The following is a 14,929-nucleotide window of genomic DNA, read 5'->3' as shown; positions in this document are numbered from 1 at the left end:
TGTGCGCATGAGTAAGCCGATTGAGCTTCAGCCGTATCGCCCGCAATCCGACCTGGGGACGCCGGCACCCGGCCCAGGGGCGGAGACCATCCGCCTGACCGTGGATGGTCGCGAGGTCGAGGTCGCGGCCGGCAGCTCGGTGATGCGCGCGGCGACGCTGGCCGGTATCGACATACCGAAACTGTGTGCGACCGACAGCCTGGAGGCCTTCGGCTCCTGCCGGGTCTGCCTGGTGGAAATCGAGGGGCGACGGGGGACGCCGGCGTCGTGCACCACGCCGGTCGAGCCGGGCATGGTGGTGCGCACGGTGACGCCGCGGGTTGAGCGGTTGCGTCGCAACGTCATTGAACTGTACCTGTCGGATCACCCGGCCGAATGTGACGGTGCCTGTGAGCTGCATGACATGTCGGCGTCGATGGGGGTCAGTGAAAGCCGTTATGCCGGCGGGGCGGAGCACCAGGACGCCGCCTGCGACAGCAGCAACCCGTATTTCCGTTTTGACCCCGCGGCCTGCATCGTCTGCTATCGCTGCGTGCGCGCCTGCGAGGAAACCCAGGGCACGTTCGCACTGACGGTCGACGGGCGCGGCTTCGACTCCCAGGTCATGGCCAGCCAGGGCGAGGGGTTCATGGACTCCGAGTGCGTATCCTGCGGCGCCTGTGTCGATGCCTGCCCGACCACGGCGCTGGAAGACACCTCCGTGATTCGCCAGGGGCAGCCCGATGCCTTCCAGGTCACCACCTGTGCTTACTGCGGCGTCGGCTGTGGTTTCCGTGCCGAGACCCGTGACGGCGAGGTCGTGCGCATGACGCCGTGGAAAGAAGGCCAGGCCAACGAGGGGCATGCCTGCATCAAGGGGCGGTTTGCCTGGGGCTATGCCACGCACGCCGACCGCATCACCCGGCCGATGATCCGCAATTCGATCGACCAGCCATGGCGTGAAGTCGACTGGGACGAGGCGATTACCTACACCGCGCGCCGCCTGCGCGAGATCCAGGCCGAGCATGGCGTGGACTCGGTGGGTGGGATCACCTCTTCACGCTGCACCAACGAGGAGACCTACCTGGTGCAGAAGCTGGTCCGTGCCGGTTTTGGCAACAACAACGTCGATACCTGCGCCCGCGTTTGCCATTCGCCCACCGGCTATGGCCTGAAGACCACGCTGGGCGAGTCGGCCGGCACGCAGGCCTTCCGTTCGGTGGCGCAGGCCGACGTGATCATGGTCATCGGCGCGAACCCCACCGATGCCCACCCGGTGTTCGGCTCCAGGCTCAAGCGCCGCCTGCGCGAGGGCGCGAAGCTGATCGTGGTCGATCCGCGCTCCATCGACCTGGTGGCCGGCCCGCACGTGCGTGCCGATGTTCACCTGCCGTTGCGGCCCGGCACCAACGTCGCCTTCGCCAACGCCATGGCGCACGTGATCGTCACCGAGGGCCTGGCGGACATGGCGTTTATTGAGCAGCGCTGCGAGATGCCGTCGTTCGTGCGCTGGCGTGCGTTTATCGAGGACCAGGCACAGTCGCCGGAGGCAGTCGCCGATGTGACGGGCATCGAGGCCGACACGCTGCGCGCCGCGGCGCGACTGTACGCCACCGCCGGCAACGGCGCGATCTACTACGGACTGGGCGTTTCCGAGCACAGCCAGGGCTCGACCATGGTCATGGCGATCGCCAACCTGGCCATGCTGACCGGCAACCTGGGCCGGGAAGGCGTGGGCGTGAACCCGTTGCGGGGCCAGAACAACGTGCAGGGGTCCTGCGACATGGGCTCGTTCCCTCATGAGTTGCCGGGCTACAGGCATGTCAGCGATGCCTCGGTGCGGGCGCTGTTCGAGACCGAGTGGGGCGTGCCGGTGCAACCTGAACCGGGCCTGCGCATTCCCAACATGTTCGACGCGGCCATTGCCGGTCGCTTCCGCGCGCTGTACTGCCAGGGCGAGGACGTGGCCCAGTCGGACCCGAACACGCATCACGTGGATGCCGCCCTTCGGGCCCTGGACCTGCTGGTCGTGCAGGATTTGTTCCTGAATGAGACCGCGCGCTACGCGCATGTCTTCCTGCCGGGTTCGTCCTTCCTGGAGAAGAACGGCACATACACCAATGCCGAGCGGCGCATCTCGCCGGTGCGCAAGGTGATCGAGCCGCTGGCGGGGTACGAGGACTGGGAAGTGACGCAGATGCTGGCCAACGCGATGGGGTTTGCGATGAATTACGCGCATCCATCCGAAATCATGGATGAAATCGCGCGCCTGACGCCCACTTTCCAGGGCGTCAGCTACGACAAGCTGGACCACCTGGGCAGCATCCAGTGGCCGTGCAACGAGGCGGCGCCGGCCGGTACGCCGACCATGCACGCAGAGGCCATGGTGCGCGGCAAGGGTTTCTTCGCCGTGACCGAATTCGTGCCCACCGGGGAGCGCTCCACGCGGCGGTTTCCGCTACTGCTGACCACCGGCCGGATCCTGAGCCAGTACAACGTCGGCGCGCAGACCCGGCGGACCGAGAACAGCCGCTGGCATGGCGAGGATGTGCTGGAGATCCACCCGCACGATGCCGAGTTCCGCGGGGTGCGTGATGGCGACTGGGTGGGCATCGAGTCCCGCGCCGGCGACACCGTGCTGCGCGCGGTGGTCAGCGAACGGGTCCAGCCCGGCGTGGTCTACACCACGTTCCACTTTCCGCTCACCGGCGCCAACGTGGTGACGACCGACAACTCCGACTGGGCCACCAACTGCCCGGAGTACAAGGTCACGGCGGTGCAGGTGACCCGGGTCACGCAGCCTTCGGAATGGCAGCGGAGGTACCGCGCCTTCAGTGAACGGCAACAGAGCCACCTGGCCGAGCGCGCGATTAAGTAGACTAAAATATACATGTATAACAGCATATTAAGATAAATGTCTAAAGTTGTTTATTGCAATAAATCTATGCGGCTCCAGGTGCTCCTGTTGCTGCTCGCAACGCTATTGCTGGCGGGCTGCGAAGAGCCTCCGGGCGAGGAACTGCGCTTCGTCGGCCAGACCATGGGGACCTCGTGGTCGGTCATCGCCCACTCGCCGCGCCATGGTGTGGACCCGAAGGCCGTGAGCGAGTCCATTGCCGCGCTGCTCGCCGACCTCGACAGTCGCCTGTCCAACTGGATCGACAACTCGGAGGTGAGCCGCTTTAACCGCGCGCAGCCGTCGACGTGGGTGCCGGTATCGGACGATACGCTGGCCGTGGTCCTGGCCGCCATGGACGTGTCCGCCCAGAGCGGCGGCAGTTTCGACATCACGCTGGGGCCGTTGATCGATACCTGGGGTTTTGGCCCCGGGGGCCGCCGCGAAGAACCGCCGCCGGACAACCTGGTCAGCGGGGCGGGGTCCCTGGCCGGCATGACCCGGCTGTCGTTTCGCGAAGAGCCGCCGGCGCTGATGAAATCCGTTCGCGGCCTCGGGCTGGACCTGGGTGGTATTGCCAAGGGCTATGCCGTCGACCAGGTCGCCGAACTGCTGAGCGCTTACGGCTTCAGGGGCTTCCTGGTCGAGATCGGTGGCGAGGTGCGCGCGGTCGGTTCGCGCACCGCCGGCGGGCCCTGGCGGGTGGCTCTGGAAACCCCGCCCGGCACGCCAGCCGGGGTCGGCCCGGTCATCCCGTTGCAGGGTCATTCGGTTGCGACATCAGGAACCTACAGGAATTTCTTCGAAACCGACGGACAGGCCTACTCGCATATCCTGGACCCCTGGCACAAGCACCCCGTCACGCACGAGATGGCGGCCGCGAGCGTGATCGCCGACGAGGCCATGCTGGCTGACGCCTGGGCGACGACGATGATGGTACAGGGGCCCGAGCGGGCCCGTGAACTGGCCCTGGGCCTGGACCTGGCCGTGCACCTGCAGTACCGCGAAGCCAATGCCGGGCCGTGGCGCAGCTGGTCGTCACCGGCCTGGCTGGCGCTGGTGCCATCGGCCGATGGGGAGCCGGGCCAGTGATGCCTTCCGCGGTCACTACCCTGTCGCGCTGGCAGGACGGGCGATTGGAGCCGGGTGAAGACCTGGTCGCCGGGGAGTGCCCGGTGGCGATCAGTTTCAACCGGCGGCCCTACGTGGTGATGATGGCGACGCCCGCGAACCTGGAAGAACTGGGGCTGGGGTTTTGCCTGACCGAGGGCCTGCTGGACGATGCCGGTGAGTTGCTGGCGAGCCGGGTGATCGAGCGCGACCAGGGCGTCGAGCTGGCACTGACCGTGGCGGAAACCGCCCTGGCCCGGCTGGATGGTCAGCGCCGCAACCTGTCCGGGCGCACCGGCTGCGGCCTGTGCGGGGCCGAGACGCTGGAGCAGGCGATGGCGGTGCCGCCGAAGGTCGGTGAGCAATTACAGGTCAGCCACCAGGCCTTGCAGTCCGCATTGGCCAGCCTGGAGGCGAACCAGCCGCTGCAGGCGGCCACCGGCGCGGTGCACTGCGCCGCCTGGTGTGATGCCGGAGGCCGGGTGGTCACGGCGCGCGAGGACGTGGGGCGGCATAACGCGCTCGACAAATTGCTGGGCTGGCGTGCGTCCGCGGGCCCCGGTGGCGGGTTCGTGGTCGTGTCCAGCCGCGCCAGTTACGAAATGGTGCACAAGTGCGCGATGGCCGGCGTGGAACTGCTGCTGGCCGTGTCCGCGCCCACCGCGCTGGCGATTGCCTATGCCGAACACTGCGGCCTGTCCCTGGTCGGCTTTGCGCGCCCGGGGCGGCACAACATTTACACCGCGCCCGGACGCGTCGTAAACGGGTAGACTCGGGCGCATGGATGCCGAACTCCGTCACCTGGTTACCATGGCCAACGACATCGCCCGCAACCTGGCGGCCTATGACGACGCGCCGGTGCGCGTGGCCGACCACATGCGACGGTTCTGGGCGCCGGCCATGCGCCAACGGCTGGTGGCGCACGCGGATAGCGGCGGCGACGAGCTCGTGGAAACTGCGTTGCTTGGCGTGCGGCAGCTCACAGAAAAGACGGCCGCGTCGTGAACGATGCGCCTGTCGCCGGGCTGATTCTGGCTGGTGGCCAGGCACGGCGGCTGGGGCAGGCCGCCAAGGCGGGCCTGTCGCTGAATGATGACACCCTGGCGGGGCACGTGATCCGGCGCCTGTCGCCACAGGTCGGGCCGCTGGCGCTGGCGGCCGGGCCTGGCGGCCAGGCACAAGACGCCGCGGCCACGGCGGGCAGGGCGCAGGAGCGGATCAGCGCCTGCCTGGCGGACCTGGAGCCTCATCACCGCGGGCCGCTGGCCGGCCTGCAGGCAGGGCTGCACTGGCTGCAGCAGGACACCGGCTGCGAGTGGCTGCTGCTGGTCCCCTGCGACGCGCCATTCCTGCCGCCGGACCTGGCATCGCGACTGCTGGAGGCAGCCCGGCGCGACGGCGTCCGCCTGTCCATGGCCGAGGACGACGGCCACCCGCAGCCGACCTTTTCCCTGTGGCACACCGACCTGGCGCCGGCTGTGGACGAGGCCCTGGCCGACCCCGGTGGGCTGGGCCTGATGGGCGTGGCCGATGCCCAGCCGCATGTCCGCGTCACCTGGCCGCCGGCCTCGCCACCGCCGTTCTTCAACGTCAATACACCGGAAGACCTGGCACAGGCGCGGCAGTGGCTTGACCCGGGTCACCCGCAGGCCTGAAGATTTTTGACTTTCCCCGAGGACTGCCGACATGGCCGACAATGCGAAGGCATTCATTCCCCTGCGGGTCGCGATACTGACGGTGTCCGACAGCCGCAATTTCGAAACCGACACGTCCGGCGCGGCGCTGGAATCGCTGGCGACGGCCGCCGGGCACCGGCTGGCCGACCGCCAGCTCTGCCGCGATGACATCTACGCCATGCGCGCGATCGTGTCCGCGTGGATCGCCGACCCGGTGGTCGACGTGGTGATCACCACCGGCGGTACCGGCATGAGTGACCGGGACTCCACGCCGGAGGCGCTGGCGCCGCTGTTCGACCGCCCCATCGAAGGCTTTGGCGAACTGTTCAGGCAACTGTCTTTCGAGGAAATCGGTACCTCGACAATCCAGTCGCGCGCCATCGCCGGGCTGGCCAACCGCACGCTGGTGTTCTGCGTGCCGGGCTCGACCGGCGCTTGCCGCACGGCCTGGAACCGCATCCTTGCCGAGCAGCTGGATGCGCGGCATCGCCCCTGTAATTTCGTCTGCCACACGGGCGCCGCCGTGGGATGCTGAGCGTCGAGCAGGCCATCGCCCGCCTGCTGGCGGATGCACCAGGGCCGCCCGCTTCGGAGCCTGTGCCGCTGGCCGCCGCGCGCGGTCGTGTCCTGGCCGTGCCGCTGGTCGCAACAGTGGACGTGCCGCCGGCCGACAATTCGGCCATGGACGGCTACGCCCTGGCCGCGGCGGACTGGCGCGGGGCGGACCAACCGTTACCGCTGGGTGGGCGGGTGGCCGCCGGGCAGGTGGGTGGGGATCACACGCCCCACACCGTGACACGAATCTTTACCGGCGCCGAGTTGCCCAACGGTGCCGACGCCGTGGCCATGCAGGAAAACTGCCGCGTCGATGATGACGGCGTGCGGGTTCTGAAGCAGCCGGTCGCCGGCGATCACGTCCGTGCGCGCGGCCAGGATACCGCCAGGGGCGCGAACGTGTTGCCCGCGGGGCGCCGCCTGCTGGCCCAGGACATCGGCGTGGCGGCATCGGTCGGCTGCGCGGCGCTGCCGGTGCGCCGGCGCCTGCGGGTGGCGGTTGTCGCCAACGGGGACGAACTGGTCGAACCCGGCGCCGAGGCCGGACCCGGCAAGATTTTCAACTCCAACCGTTACCTGCTGGGCGCGTTGCTCGGGCAGTGGGGGTTCGACGTGGTCGATATGGGCGTCGCGCCCGACCGGCCTGAAGTGATTGCCGAGCGCTTCTCGCACGCGGCCGACCAGGCCGACGTGGTGCTGTCCTGTGGCGGCGTTTCCGTGGGCGAGGAGGATCACGTCAAGGCCGTGCTGGAAACCATTGGCCAGCTGTCGTTGTGGAGAATCGCCATGAAACCGGGCAAGCCGCTGGCCTATGGCCGCATCGGCGAGACGCCGTTCCTGGGCTTGCCCGGCAACCCCGCCTCGGCGCTGGTGACCGCGATGATTATAGCCCGGCCGTTCCTGGCGGCCTGCCAGGGGGCGCTGCCGGCGGAGACCGCGCCGCTAATGGTGGATGCGGCATTTACCGCGCCCGCGCCGGACCGCCAGTGCTACCTCCGTGTGCGCCATACCGGGCGGGGGCTGGAGGCCTATACCAACCAGTCCAGCGGCATCCTGTTGGGCGCGAGCTGGGCGGACGGCCTGGCGATCCAGCCGCCTGGCCTGGCCATCGAGCCGGGCACGCCGTTGCAGTTCCTGCCCTGGGCGCTGCTGGCTTGAGCGTGCGTCGTCCGGCGGCATCACACCGGCCGGCGCGTTCGGCTATGCTAGGACAAAAGGGGAGCGCCCATGCGTGAATTGCGCGACATCAACCTGTTCATCCGCCTGACCGCCTACTATGCCTTCTGGGCCGTGCTGCTGCTGGTCGGGTATTACTTCGTCCCCGACCTGCATGACCACCTGCCGCTGGGCGTGATCGAGAACCTGATCAGCCAGGAGGATGACCCGACCGGCTTTATCGGCGTGCAGATTCACGCCTCCAACGTCAACACGGAGTTCGGTGGCCTGCTGTGGCTGACGGTGGCCATCCTCGGGGCGATCGCCATCATGCTGCCGGTGTCCTGGGTCTACATGGCGGTGCGGCGGCGCTCTAAGCTCGACCAGTCCCTGCTCGAGACCATGATCGTGCTGCCAATCGCGATCACCGGCATCGTGCTGATGGTACACAACAGCCTGGCGCTGGCCTTCAGCCTGACCGGCGTTGTGGCCGGCGTGCGGTTCCGCAATACGATGAAGTCAACGGCGGACTCGGTGTTCATTTTCCTCAGCGTGGGTGTCGGCCTGGCGGCCGGCATCGGCATGCTCATGATCGCCGCCATCATGACCCTGATTTTCAATTACGTCTTCCTGGTGCTGTGGACGGTGAACTACGGCGGCTACGACGAGGCCAAGACCTATATGCGGCGCTCGCGCAGCGAGGAAGAGCAGGACCCGGGCATCTTCGAATAACACGGAGGCAGGCATGAAACGATCACCATTTGGCGCAGTCACGGCGATGCTGGCCTTCGCGGCGCTCGCCGGCCTGTTGTCTGCCGCGGCGTTCGCCGAGGCACGCAAGGTGGGTGACTATCACTGGGAAGGGGTCGAGCGTGTCGTCGCCATCGGTGACCTGCACGGCGACTACGACCAGTACATGCGGGTCATGCAACTGGCCGGACTGGTCGACCGCCGGGACCGCTGGACAGGCGGCGCCACCCACCTGGTCCAGACCGGCGATATTCCGGACCGGGGCCCCGACACGCGGCGAATTATCGATCACCTGGTCGAATTGCAGGGCCAGGCGGCCGATGACGGCGGCCGCGTGCACTTGCTGATCGGTAACCACGAGGCCATGAATGTTTATGGCGACCTGCGCTACGTCACGCCCGGCGAGTACGCCGAGTTCGAAACGCGCAACTCGAAGCGCTACCAGGACCTGCAGTTCGAGCATCATGTCGAGACCATGGCCGCGCGCGACCCGTCGTCGGTGGAAGGCCTGGACCTGAAGGCGTTCCGCAAGGACTGGGAGAAGGAGCATCCTTTGGGCTGGGTGGAGCATCGCCAGGCCTGGTCCGCGCAGGGTGAGTACGGCCAGCGCGTGCTGGCGGCGCCGGTGGTGCTGCGGGTGAATGACACGCTGTTCCTGCACGGCGGCCTCAGCGCCAAGTACTGCCAGCTGGAACTGGCGGACTACACGCGCGATGTGCACGCGGAACTCGCCGATTTCGATTACAGCAAGCCGGGCATCGCCACCGATGAGCTGGGGCCGCTGTGGTACCGCGGGCTGGCCACGGATTCGGAAGTACAGCGCGGGCCCATGCTGGACGCCATTCTTGAACGCTATGGCGTGGCCCGTATCGTCGTTGGCCACACGCCGACCCAGGGGGTGGTCTGGCCGCGCTTCGATGGCCGGGTGGTTCTGAATGACACCGGCATCGCCGACCATTACGGGGGCCACGTGGCGTTCCTGGAACTGGTCGATGGCGGCGCCATCGCGCATTACCCGGGGGGCGAATTGCCGTTACCTGTGGGCAACGACGAACGGTTGGGGTACCTGCAACGCGTCGTGGCCATGAACCCGGCCAACGCGCACCTGCAATCCAGGCTGCAGAAGTTGCAATCGGCCGCGTCCAGCAGTAGCGGCGAGGCCGCGGCGGCGCCGGCGGTCGACCCCGAAGATGCCGAGGCGGTGCAGCTCGAGGCCTGGCTCAGCCCCGACAACTGTCGGTAAGCGAGGCGATGCCGTCGGCGCTGTCGACGCGCTCAAAGAAACTGTCCAGGAAGCGCACGGCGCTGTCCATGCTGCGGCCGTCCAGCCGTGGCTCGTTGTTCACCATGGCCATGATGGCCTCGCGCTGCTCGCGAATGGCCTGCACCGCGCCGGGCACCGCGTCGTTATGCATGCAAAAACCACGGAACAGGCGCTGGCGCAGGTTGCGGACCCGCAGGCCGTCCGGCGGCGAGGCGTAGTGCGCGTCGACAAAACCCGAGGAATCGAAATCATAGGGCAGGGCGTAGACCGGCCGCTCATCGATCGCCTTGCCGGCCAGCCTGGCGTTGTGACAGCAGTATTCGTCCGGGCCGCCCAGTACTGACCAGTCGAGGTTGGAAATCAGGTACTGGAAGACCATGAACAGCGAGGTCTCATCGGCATCCAGCGCCGGTGGGATGGTGCCCTCAATATCCAGCTTGAGCAGCCCATTGCGCTTGGCGACGTCGTCCGGGTCCTCGATCAGGAAGCCGAAACGCTCGGTCTCGCGGCCGGTTTCCGTGTCGATGTAGCGGATGTCCATGCCCTGGACCCGGTAGCTCAGCTCGGTGACCTGGTTGTAGATGCGGTAGGCCAGGTATTCCTTGACCGGGTAGGCCTGGTACTTTTCCTGCTTCAGGCAGTGGGTGACCAGCTTCAGGTTACCGGCGCCACGAAACGTCGTGCCTTTCGAGGCCTGCTTGTCGAAGCCGATCCGTAGCGGCGGAAAGTCGCAGACATCCAGCCGGGTCAGGCCCCGGGCCCGCAGTGACACCGGGAGGGTAACCGTGGCGCCATCGGCACTGTAACTGAACTCACCCTGCCATTCCTCGCCGGAATTCTTGTTGCGGCCAATGGTGCGCCAGGGGCCCTTGATGGTCACCGCGAGCACGTTGTCAGTGGTGAAAATCTTCGCCGGTTTCGGCGCGTCATCCTGGGTGGTCGCCGCCGTGGTGACGGCCAGCAGGGCGAGGGCCGGCGCAATGGCGGCCAGGGCGTGCTTGATCATGGCGTTTCCCCGATGTATCGCATGGAAAAGTCGATGGCCCGGACGTGCTTGGTGATGGCGCCGGTGGAGATGAAATCCACGCCGGTTTCGGCGACCTCGCGGATGCTGTCCAGGGTGATGTTGCCGGACGCCTCGAGCTGGATATCGCCGCCGTGGGCGGCGACCGCCGCGGACAGGTTGTCCAAACCGAAATTGTCGAGCAAGGCGCGGTCGGCGCCGCCACGGCAGGCCTCGTCGAGTTGCGCCAGGGTCTCGACTTCCACTTCGACCAGCACATCGCGGGTGGTGGCGCGGGCACGCTCCACCGCGGCGGTGATTGAGCCGGCCGCGCTGATGTGGTTTTCCTTCACCAGGATGGCGTCGAACAGCCCGATGCGGTGATTCTGCCCACCGCCGCAGCGGACCGCGTACTTCTGCGCCAGGCGCAGGCCGGGCACAGTCTTGCGGGTGTCCAGGATCACCGCGCCGGTGCCGGCGACGCGTTCCACGTAGGCGCGCGTCAGCGTGGCCGCGGACGAGAGGGTCTGGATGAAGTTCAGTGCGGTGCGTTCGCCGCTGAGCAGTGTGCGGGCGTCGCCGTCGAGCTCGCACAGCACCTGGTCCGGGGACAGGGCATCGCCATCATCAACGCGCCAGTCAATGGCCACATCGCCGTCAAGGTGGCGGAATACGGCATCGAACCAGGGCCGTCCGGCCAGCACGGCGGGTTCACGGATGATGACACGGGTGCGCAGCCGCGTACCGGTGGGGACCAGGGCGGCGGTCAGGTCGCCGTCGCCGATGTCCTCGGCCAGCGCGCGCAGCACATCATCGTCGACACAACCCGGCACCGTGGGCCCCGTCATGCTCAGAAGGCCTTGAACTGGGTCGTGCCGATGGCTTCTTCTTCGAGCAGGATGGGAATACCGTCACGCACCGGGTAGATGACCTTGCGATCCTCGGTGAGCAGGGCCTCGTCCAGTGTGTCGGACACGGGCTGGCCATCGGTGCGCAGCACGCTGCCGGCCGCGATGTCGGCATTGAGTTTGCGCAGTGCCTCTTCGGGCAGTCGCCCCAGCGGCGAATGGGAGACGGGGCAGCACAGAATTTCCAGCAACTTGGCGTCGATGGGCATGACACATTCCATTGAATTCGATGTGCCTATTGTACGCAATGCATCACGGTACGTGGCCGGTTGGAGTGCCGTCCGGGCGCCGTGATTGGTACAATGGCGGTTTACGATTTTTAACTCCATGAGAGGAACGACCGTGAGTGACAACAACCTTGTAGGCATCATCATGGGCTCCCATTCAGACTGGGAAGTCATGCAGCACGCCGCGAAGACCCTGGACAGCCTGGGCATCGCCAACGAGGCCCGTGTGCTGTCGGCACACCGTACGCCGGAACAGGCGTTCGAATACGCCGCCACCGCCCCTGAGCGTGGCATCGAGGTGCTGATCGCCGGCGCCGGCATGGCCGCGGCGCTGCCGGGTGTGCTGGCCGCCAAGACCACGTTGCCGGTGCTGGGTGTGCCGCTGGTGTCCGGCCCGCTGGGTGGCCAGGACGCGCTGTACTCCATCGTGCAGATGCCGCCGGGTATTCCGGTGGGTACGCTGGCCATCGGCAAGCCGGGCGCCATCAACGCGGCCTTCTTCGCCGCCGCCATCCTGGGCCTGCGTTACCCGGAGATCCGTCGCGCCATCGAGGAAGCACGCGCCGAGAAGCGCGACGCCATCCTGGCCGCGGTCGACCCGAAACAGGCCTGATCCCGCGCGGTCGCGGCTGGTGGACGCCCACGACAGCATCGAGCTGGGGCTGTTCGCCAGCCGCGTCGCCGCGATCTGCGAGGAAATGGGCGCGCTGCTCGGGCGCGTCGCGCTTTCGCCCAATATACGCGACCGCAAGGACTATTCCTGCGCGTTGTTCGACCGCCACGGTGGGCTGCTTGGCCAGGCCACCCATATTCCCGTCCACCTGGGCAGCATGGCGCAGGCCATGACGGCGCTGGCCGCCTCCCGGACCTGGTCCGATGGCGATGTGCTGGTGCTGAACGACCCCTTCAACGGCGGTACCCACCTGCCCGACATCACCCTGGTCGCACCCGTGTTCGCTGACGATGAGTTATGCGGTTTCAGCGCCAACCGCGCACACCATGCCGATATTGGCGCCGACGCACCGGGTTCCATGCCGGTCAGTACGCGGCTGGAAGAGGAGGGCGTGCTGATCCCGCCTTCGCTGCTGTTCCGGGCGGGTGAGCGCCAGGCGGCGACCTGGCGCGCGCTGCCGGGCGGTGGCGCACGCGGCGCCGGCGGTGACTTCGATGCCCAACTGGGTGCCTGCCAGCTGGGCGTGGGCCGATTGCGTGCGTTGGTCATGGAAGCCGGCCTGGCTGCCTTCCAGGCCCGTGTCGATGCGCTCAATGACTATGCCGAGCGGGTCGCCCGCGCGGCCCTGGCCGACATACCAGCCGGGGAATACACATTTTCCGATGTCCTCGATGATGATGGCGCCGGCACCCGGGCGATCACCATCGCCGTGCGGATTCGCGCCGGCGAAGGCGGGGTCGAAGTTGATTTCGACGGCACTTCGGCGCAGGTCAGCGGCAACCTGAACTGCCCGCTGGCGGTGACGGCGGCGGCCGTTGTCTATGTCTTGCGCTGCCTGATGCCTGCGCAGGTGCCGTCCTGTGCCGGCGCTTTCCGCGCCGTGCGCCTGGTGGCGCCGGAAGGGTCCGTCGTCAATGCGCGCGCACCCGCCGCGGTGGCTGCCGGTAACGTCGAGACCAGCACCCGCATTGTCGACGTGGTCTGCGGCGCACTGGCGCAGGCATTGCCGGGGCGCATTCCCGCCGCCAGCCAGGGCAGCATGAACAACCTGGCCATGGGGCGTGCCGGTGCGGATGGCTGGGACTACTACGAGACCCTGGCCGGCGGACACGGTGCGGGGCCCGGCTGGGATGGGCTCAGCGCGCGTCACAGTCACATGACCAACACGCTGAACACCCCGGTGGAGGTGCTGGAGCGCCATTACCCCTTGCGGGTGCGGCGCTACGCGCAGCGGCAGGGTTCCGGCGGCGGCGGCCAGTGGCACGGTGGCGACGGCCTGGTGCGCGAGTACGAGTTTCTGGATGATGCGCAGCTGTCGATCATCAGCGAACGGCGCCTGCACGCACCGTGGGGCCTGGCCGGCGGGCAACCGGGCCAGCCCGGCGAGAACCGCCTGGATGGGGAGCAGCTGCCCGGCAAGACCAGCCGCGGGGTCAGGCGCGGCCAGGTGCTGACTGTTTGTACGCCGGGTGGTGGCGGCTACGGCCCCGAATAGCCCGCGTTACTCGTAACGCAGCGCGTCGATCGGGTCGAGCTGCGAGGCCTTGGCAGCCGGGATAATGCCGAAGATGATGCCGACCCCGGCACTGAAGCCGAAACTCAGGGCGATGGCCCAGGCCGGCACATGCGCCGGCGGGAACCCGGGCAGCATTGCCGAGGCGAAGGCGCCGATGCCATATCCCAGCGCGATACCGATGACCCCGCCCACCAGGCACAGCAGCACGGCCTCGATCAGGAACTGCAGCATGATGTCCCGGCGCGTCGCGCCCAGCGCCTTGAGAATGCCGATTTCGCGCGTGCGCTCGGTGACCGACACCAGCATGATGTTCATGATGCCGATGCCGCCCACCAGCAGCGATACGCCGACGATGCCGCCAACCGCCGCGGTAATCGTCGAGATGATCTGGTTGAACGACTCCGTCAGCTGCTCGGAGGTCTGAACGCGGAAATCGTCGTCATCGCCTTTCTTCAGGCCGTGCGCGTCGCGCAGCAGCCGGCGGATCCGCGCCGTGATCTCGTCCATCTGCTCCAGGTCGTTCACCTGCAGTTGCACCTGGATATCGAGATCGCGCGTGGTGCCCTGGATGCGCCGCGCGGTGCCATAGGGCATCAGCACGTAGTTGTCCTGGGAAAAGCCCAGCAGCTCGCCGCGCCGTTCCATGACGCCGATGACCTTGCACCATTCGCTGTTGACGCGGAAATACGCGCCCACCGGGTCCTCGGGCATCTCCAGCTCTTCGACGACGTCCTGGCCGAGCAGGCAGACCAGCCGCCGGCGCAGGTCGTCGTCACGGGCGAAGCCGCGGCCGGATTCGGGATACACGCCGTTCACCTCGAGATAGGCGGGGCCCACGCCGAACACCTGCGAGAAGGTGTCCTGCGAGCGGTAGGACACCTGGCCCTGGCTGCCGCTCTGGGTGAACAGGATGGGCGTGACATGGGAGATGCCGTCGACCCGCTGTTCGATGATCTCCATGTCCTCGTGTCGGAGCTTGGCGATCTGGCCCTGCAGCGCCTTGCGGAAGGGGGTGTAGGAGCGCACCGTCAGCGTGTTGCTGCCCAGGCCCTCGAACTGCTGGTTCACGGTGTGTGACAGGCCCTGCACGATCGACACCACGGCGATCACCGACATGACGCCGATGATGATGCCCAGCGAGGTCAGCACGGACCTGAAGCCATGGGCGCGAATGGAATCGAGCGCCGAGCGCAGGCTTTCCAGCAGCATGAACATCA

At 67.4% G+C, this 14,929-nt stretch carries 15 protein-coding genes; 11 read left to right on the top strand and 4 right to left on the bottom strand.

The genetic code is table 11. From position 1 onward, the window contains the following. The first annotated feature begins 7 nt into the window (after positions 1 to 7). The 9 genes from fdhF to F3N42_RS04625 all read left to right on the top strand — a co-directional run bounded on the left by fdhF (position 8) and on the right by F3N42_RS04625 (position 9,364). Positions 8 to 2,857, top strand: a complete 2,850-nt coding sequence (gene fdhF, locus F3N42_RS04665) for a formate dehydrogenase subunit alpha (protein WP_150863230.1) — start codon at positions 8 to 10, stop codon at positions 2,855 to 2,857. Between the two features lie 66 nt (positions 2,858 to 2,923). Beyond that, positions 2,924 to 3,967, top strand: coding sequence for an FAD:protein FMN transferase (locus tag F3N42_RS04660; RefSeq protein WP_191621235.1), 1,044 nt, complete (start codon positions 2,924 to 2,926; stop codon positions 3,965 to 3,967). Beyond that, complete coding sequence (gene fdhD / locus F3N42_RS04655) at positions 3,967 to 4,755, top strand: formate dehydrogenase accessory sulfurtransferase FdhD (RefSeq protein ID WP_150863540.1); 789 nt, start codon at positions 3,967 to 3,969, stop codon at positions 4,753 to 4,755. The genes F3N42_RS04660 and fdhD overlap by 1 nt, the downstream gene beginning before the upstream one ends. A 10-nt stretch (positions 4,756 to 4,765) precedes the next feature. Continuing rightward, positions 4,766 to 4,990, top strand: a complete 225-nt coding sequence (locus tag F3N42_RS04650; protein ID WP_150863228.1) for a formate dehydrogenase subunit delta — start codon at positions 4,766 to 4,768, stop codon at positions 4,988 to 4,990. After that, complete coding sequence (gene mobA, locus F3N42_RS04645; protein WP_150863227.1) at positions 4,987 to 5,640, top strand: molybdenum cofactor guanylyltransferase; 654 nt, start codon at positions 4,987 to 4,989, stop codon at positions 5,638 to 5,640. Before F3N42_RS04650 ends, mobA begins: the two co-directional genes overlap by 4 nt. Before the next feature lie 31 nt (positions 5,641 to 5,671). After that, positions 5,672 to 6,196, top strand: a complete 525-nt coding sequence (gene moaB / locus F3N42_RS04640) for a molybdenum cofactor biosynthesis protein B (protein WP_150863226.1) — start codon at positions 5,672 to 5,674, stop codon at positions 6,194 to 6,196. Then, the gene (locus F3N42_RS04635; protein ID WP_150863225.1) at positions 6,190 to 7,374 is read left to right on the top strand and encodes a molybdopterin molybdotransferase MoeA; all 1,185 of its coding nucleotides are present in this window, start codon (positions 6,190 to 6,192) and stop codon (positions 7,372 to 7,374) included. The genes moaB and F3N42_RS04635 overlap by 7 nt, the downstream gene beginning before the upstream one ends. Positions 7,375 to 7,443: 69 nt before the next feature. Beyond that, positions 7,444 to 8,103 (top strand): DUF4956 domain-containing protein, encoded by a 660-nt coding sequence (locus tag F3N42_RS04630; RefSeq protein ID WP_150863224.1) that lies wholly within the window; start codon positions 7,444 to 7,446, stop codon positions 8,101 to 8,103. A 13-nt stretch (positions 8,104 to 8,116) separates the two neighbouring features. Next, a complete protein-coding gene (locus F3N42_RS04625) occupies positions 8,117 to 9,364 on the top strand; it encodes a metallophosphoesterase (RefSeq protein ID WP_150863223.1) in 1,248 nt (415 codons plus the stop codon). On the opposite strand, the gene F3N42_RS04620 is transcribed toward F3N42_RS04625, so the two are convergent. Genes F3N42_RS04620 through F3N42_RS04610 form a run of 3 tightly spaced genes read right to left on the bottom strand, consistent with a single transcriptional unit; the run spans position 9,342 to position 11,505 of the window. Beyond that, a complete protein-coding gene (locus F3N42_RS04620; protein WP_150863222.1) occupies positions 9,342 to 10,391 on the bottom strand; it encodes a hypothetical protein in 1,050 nt (349 codons plus the stop codon). The two genes, F3N42_RS04625 and F3N42_RS04620, sit on opposite strands and share 23 nt — an antisense overlap. Beyond that, on the bottom strand, positions 10,388 to 11,236 hold the full coding sequence (gene nadC / locus F3N42_RS04615; protein WP_150863221.1) for a carboxylating nicotinate-nucleotide diphosphorylase: 849 nt from the start codon (positions 11,234 to 11,236) through the stop codon (positions 10,388 to 10,390). The genes F3N42_RS04620 and nadC overlap by 4 nt, the downstream gene beginning before the upstream one ends. Before the next feature lie 2 nt (positions 11,237 to 11,238). Beyond that, positions 11,239 to 11,505, bottom strand: a complete 267-nt coding sequence (locus tag F3N42_RS04610) for a Trm112 family protein (RefSeq protein ID WP_224784709.1) — start codon at positions 11,503 to 11,505, stop codon at positions 11,239 to 11,241. Between the two features lie 118 nt (positions 11,506 to 11,623). On the opposite strand from F3N42_RS04610, the gene purE reads away from it, so the two are divergent. Next, on the top strand, positions 11,624 to 12,136 hold the full coding sequence (gene purE / locus F3N42_RS04605; RefSeq protein WP_150863220.1) for a 5-(carboxyamino)imidazole ribonucleotide mutase: 513 nt from the start codon (positions 11,624 to 11,626) through the stop codon (positions 12,134 to 12,136). A gap of 19 nt (positions 12,137 to 12,155) precedes the next feature. Continuing rightward, on the top strand, positions 12,156 to 13,691 hold the full coding sequence (locus F3N42_RS04600) for a hydantoinase B/oxoprolinase family protein (protein ID WP_224784707.1): 1,536 nt from the start codon (positions 12,156 to 12,158) through the stop codon (positions 13,689 to 13,691). A 6-nt stretch (positions 13,692 to 13,697) separates the two neighbouring features. Here the strand turns inward: F3N42_RS04600 and F3N42_RS04595 are convergent, their stop codons facing one another. Continuing rightward, positions 13,698 to 14,927: an ABC transporter permease gene (locus F3N42_RS04595; protein WP_224784705.1), complete on the bottom strand. Its 1,230-nt coding sequence runs from the start codon at positions 14,925 to 14,927 to the stop codon at positions 13,698 to 13,700. Between the last annotated feature and the right edge of the window lie 2 nt (positions 14,928 to 14,929).

The organism is Marinihelvus fidelis (assembly GCF_008725655.1).
Classification (GTDB): Bacteria; Pseudomonadota; Gammaproteobacteria; order Xanthomonadales; family SZUA-36; genus Marinihelvus; species Marinihelvus fidelis.
The sequence above is the reverse complement of the archived record's forward strand: the minus strand, read 5'-3'. Positions and strand labels throughout refer to the sequence as shown.

What these genes read in the sequence shown, in the direction of transcription:
- F3N42_RS04625 (WP_150863223.1), top strand. Translation starts at nt 8,117, where the DNA reads ATGAAACGATCACCATTTGGCGCAGTCACGGCGATGCTGGCCTTCGCG.
- F3N42_RS04610 (WP_224784709.1), bottom strand. Translation starts at nt 11,505, where the DNA reads ATGCCCATCGACGCCAAGTTGCTGGAAATTCTGTGCTGCCCCGTCTCC.
- fdhD (WP_150863540.1), top strand. Translation starts at nt 3,967, where the DNA reads ATGCCTTCCGCGGTCACTACCCTGTCGCGCTGGCAGGACGGGCGATTG.
- F3N42_RS04630 (WP_150863224.1), top strand. Translation starts at nt 7,444, where the DNA reads ATGCGTGAATTGCGCGACATCAACCTGTTCATCCGCCTGACCGCCTAC.
- purE (WP_150863220.1), top strand. Translation starts at nt 11,624, where the DNA reads ATGAGAGGAACGACCGTGAGTGACAACAACCTTGTAGGCATCATCATG.
- fdhF (WP_150863230.1), top strand. Translation starts at nt 8, where the DNA reads ATGAGTAAGCCGATTGAGCTTCAGCCGTATCGCCCGCAATCCGACCTG.
- F3N42_RS04595 (WP_224784705.1), bottom strand. Translation starts at nt 14,927, where the DNA reads ATGTTCATGCTGCTGGAAAGCCTGCGCTCGGCGCTCGATTCCATTCGC.
- F3N42_RS04635 (WP_150863225.1), top strand. Translation starts at nt 6,190, where the DNA reads ATGCTGAGCGTCGAGCAGGCCATCGCCCGCCTGCTGGCGGATGCACCA.
- F3N42_RS04620 (WP_150863222.1), bottom strand. Translation starts at nt 10,391, where the DNA reads ATGATCAAGCACGCCCTGGCCGCCATTGCGCCGGCCCTCGCCCTGCTG.
- nadC (WP_150863221.1), bottom strand. Translation starts at nt 11,236, where the DNA reads ATGACGGGGCCCACGGTGCCGGGTTGTGTCGACGATGATGTGCTGCGC.
- moaB (WP_150863226.1), top strand. Translation starts at nt 5,672, where the DNA reads ATGGCCGACAATGCGAAGGCATTCATTCCCCTGCGGGTCGCGATACTG.
- F3N42_RS04650 (WP_150863228.1), top strand. Translation starts at nt 4,766, where the DNA reads ATGGATGCCGAACTCCGTCACCTGGTTACCATGGCCAACGACATCGCC.
- F3N42_RS04660 (WP_191621235.1), top strand. Translation starts at nt 2,924, where the DNA reads ATGCGGCTCCAGGTGCTCCTGTTGCTGCTCGCAACGCTATTGCTGGCG.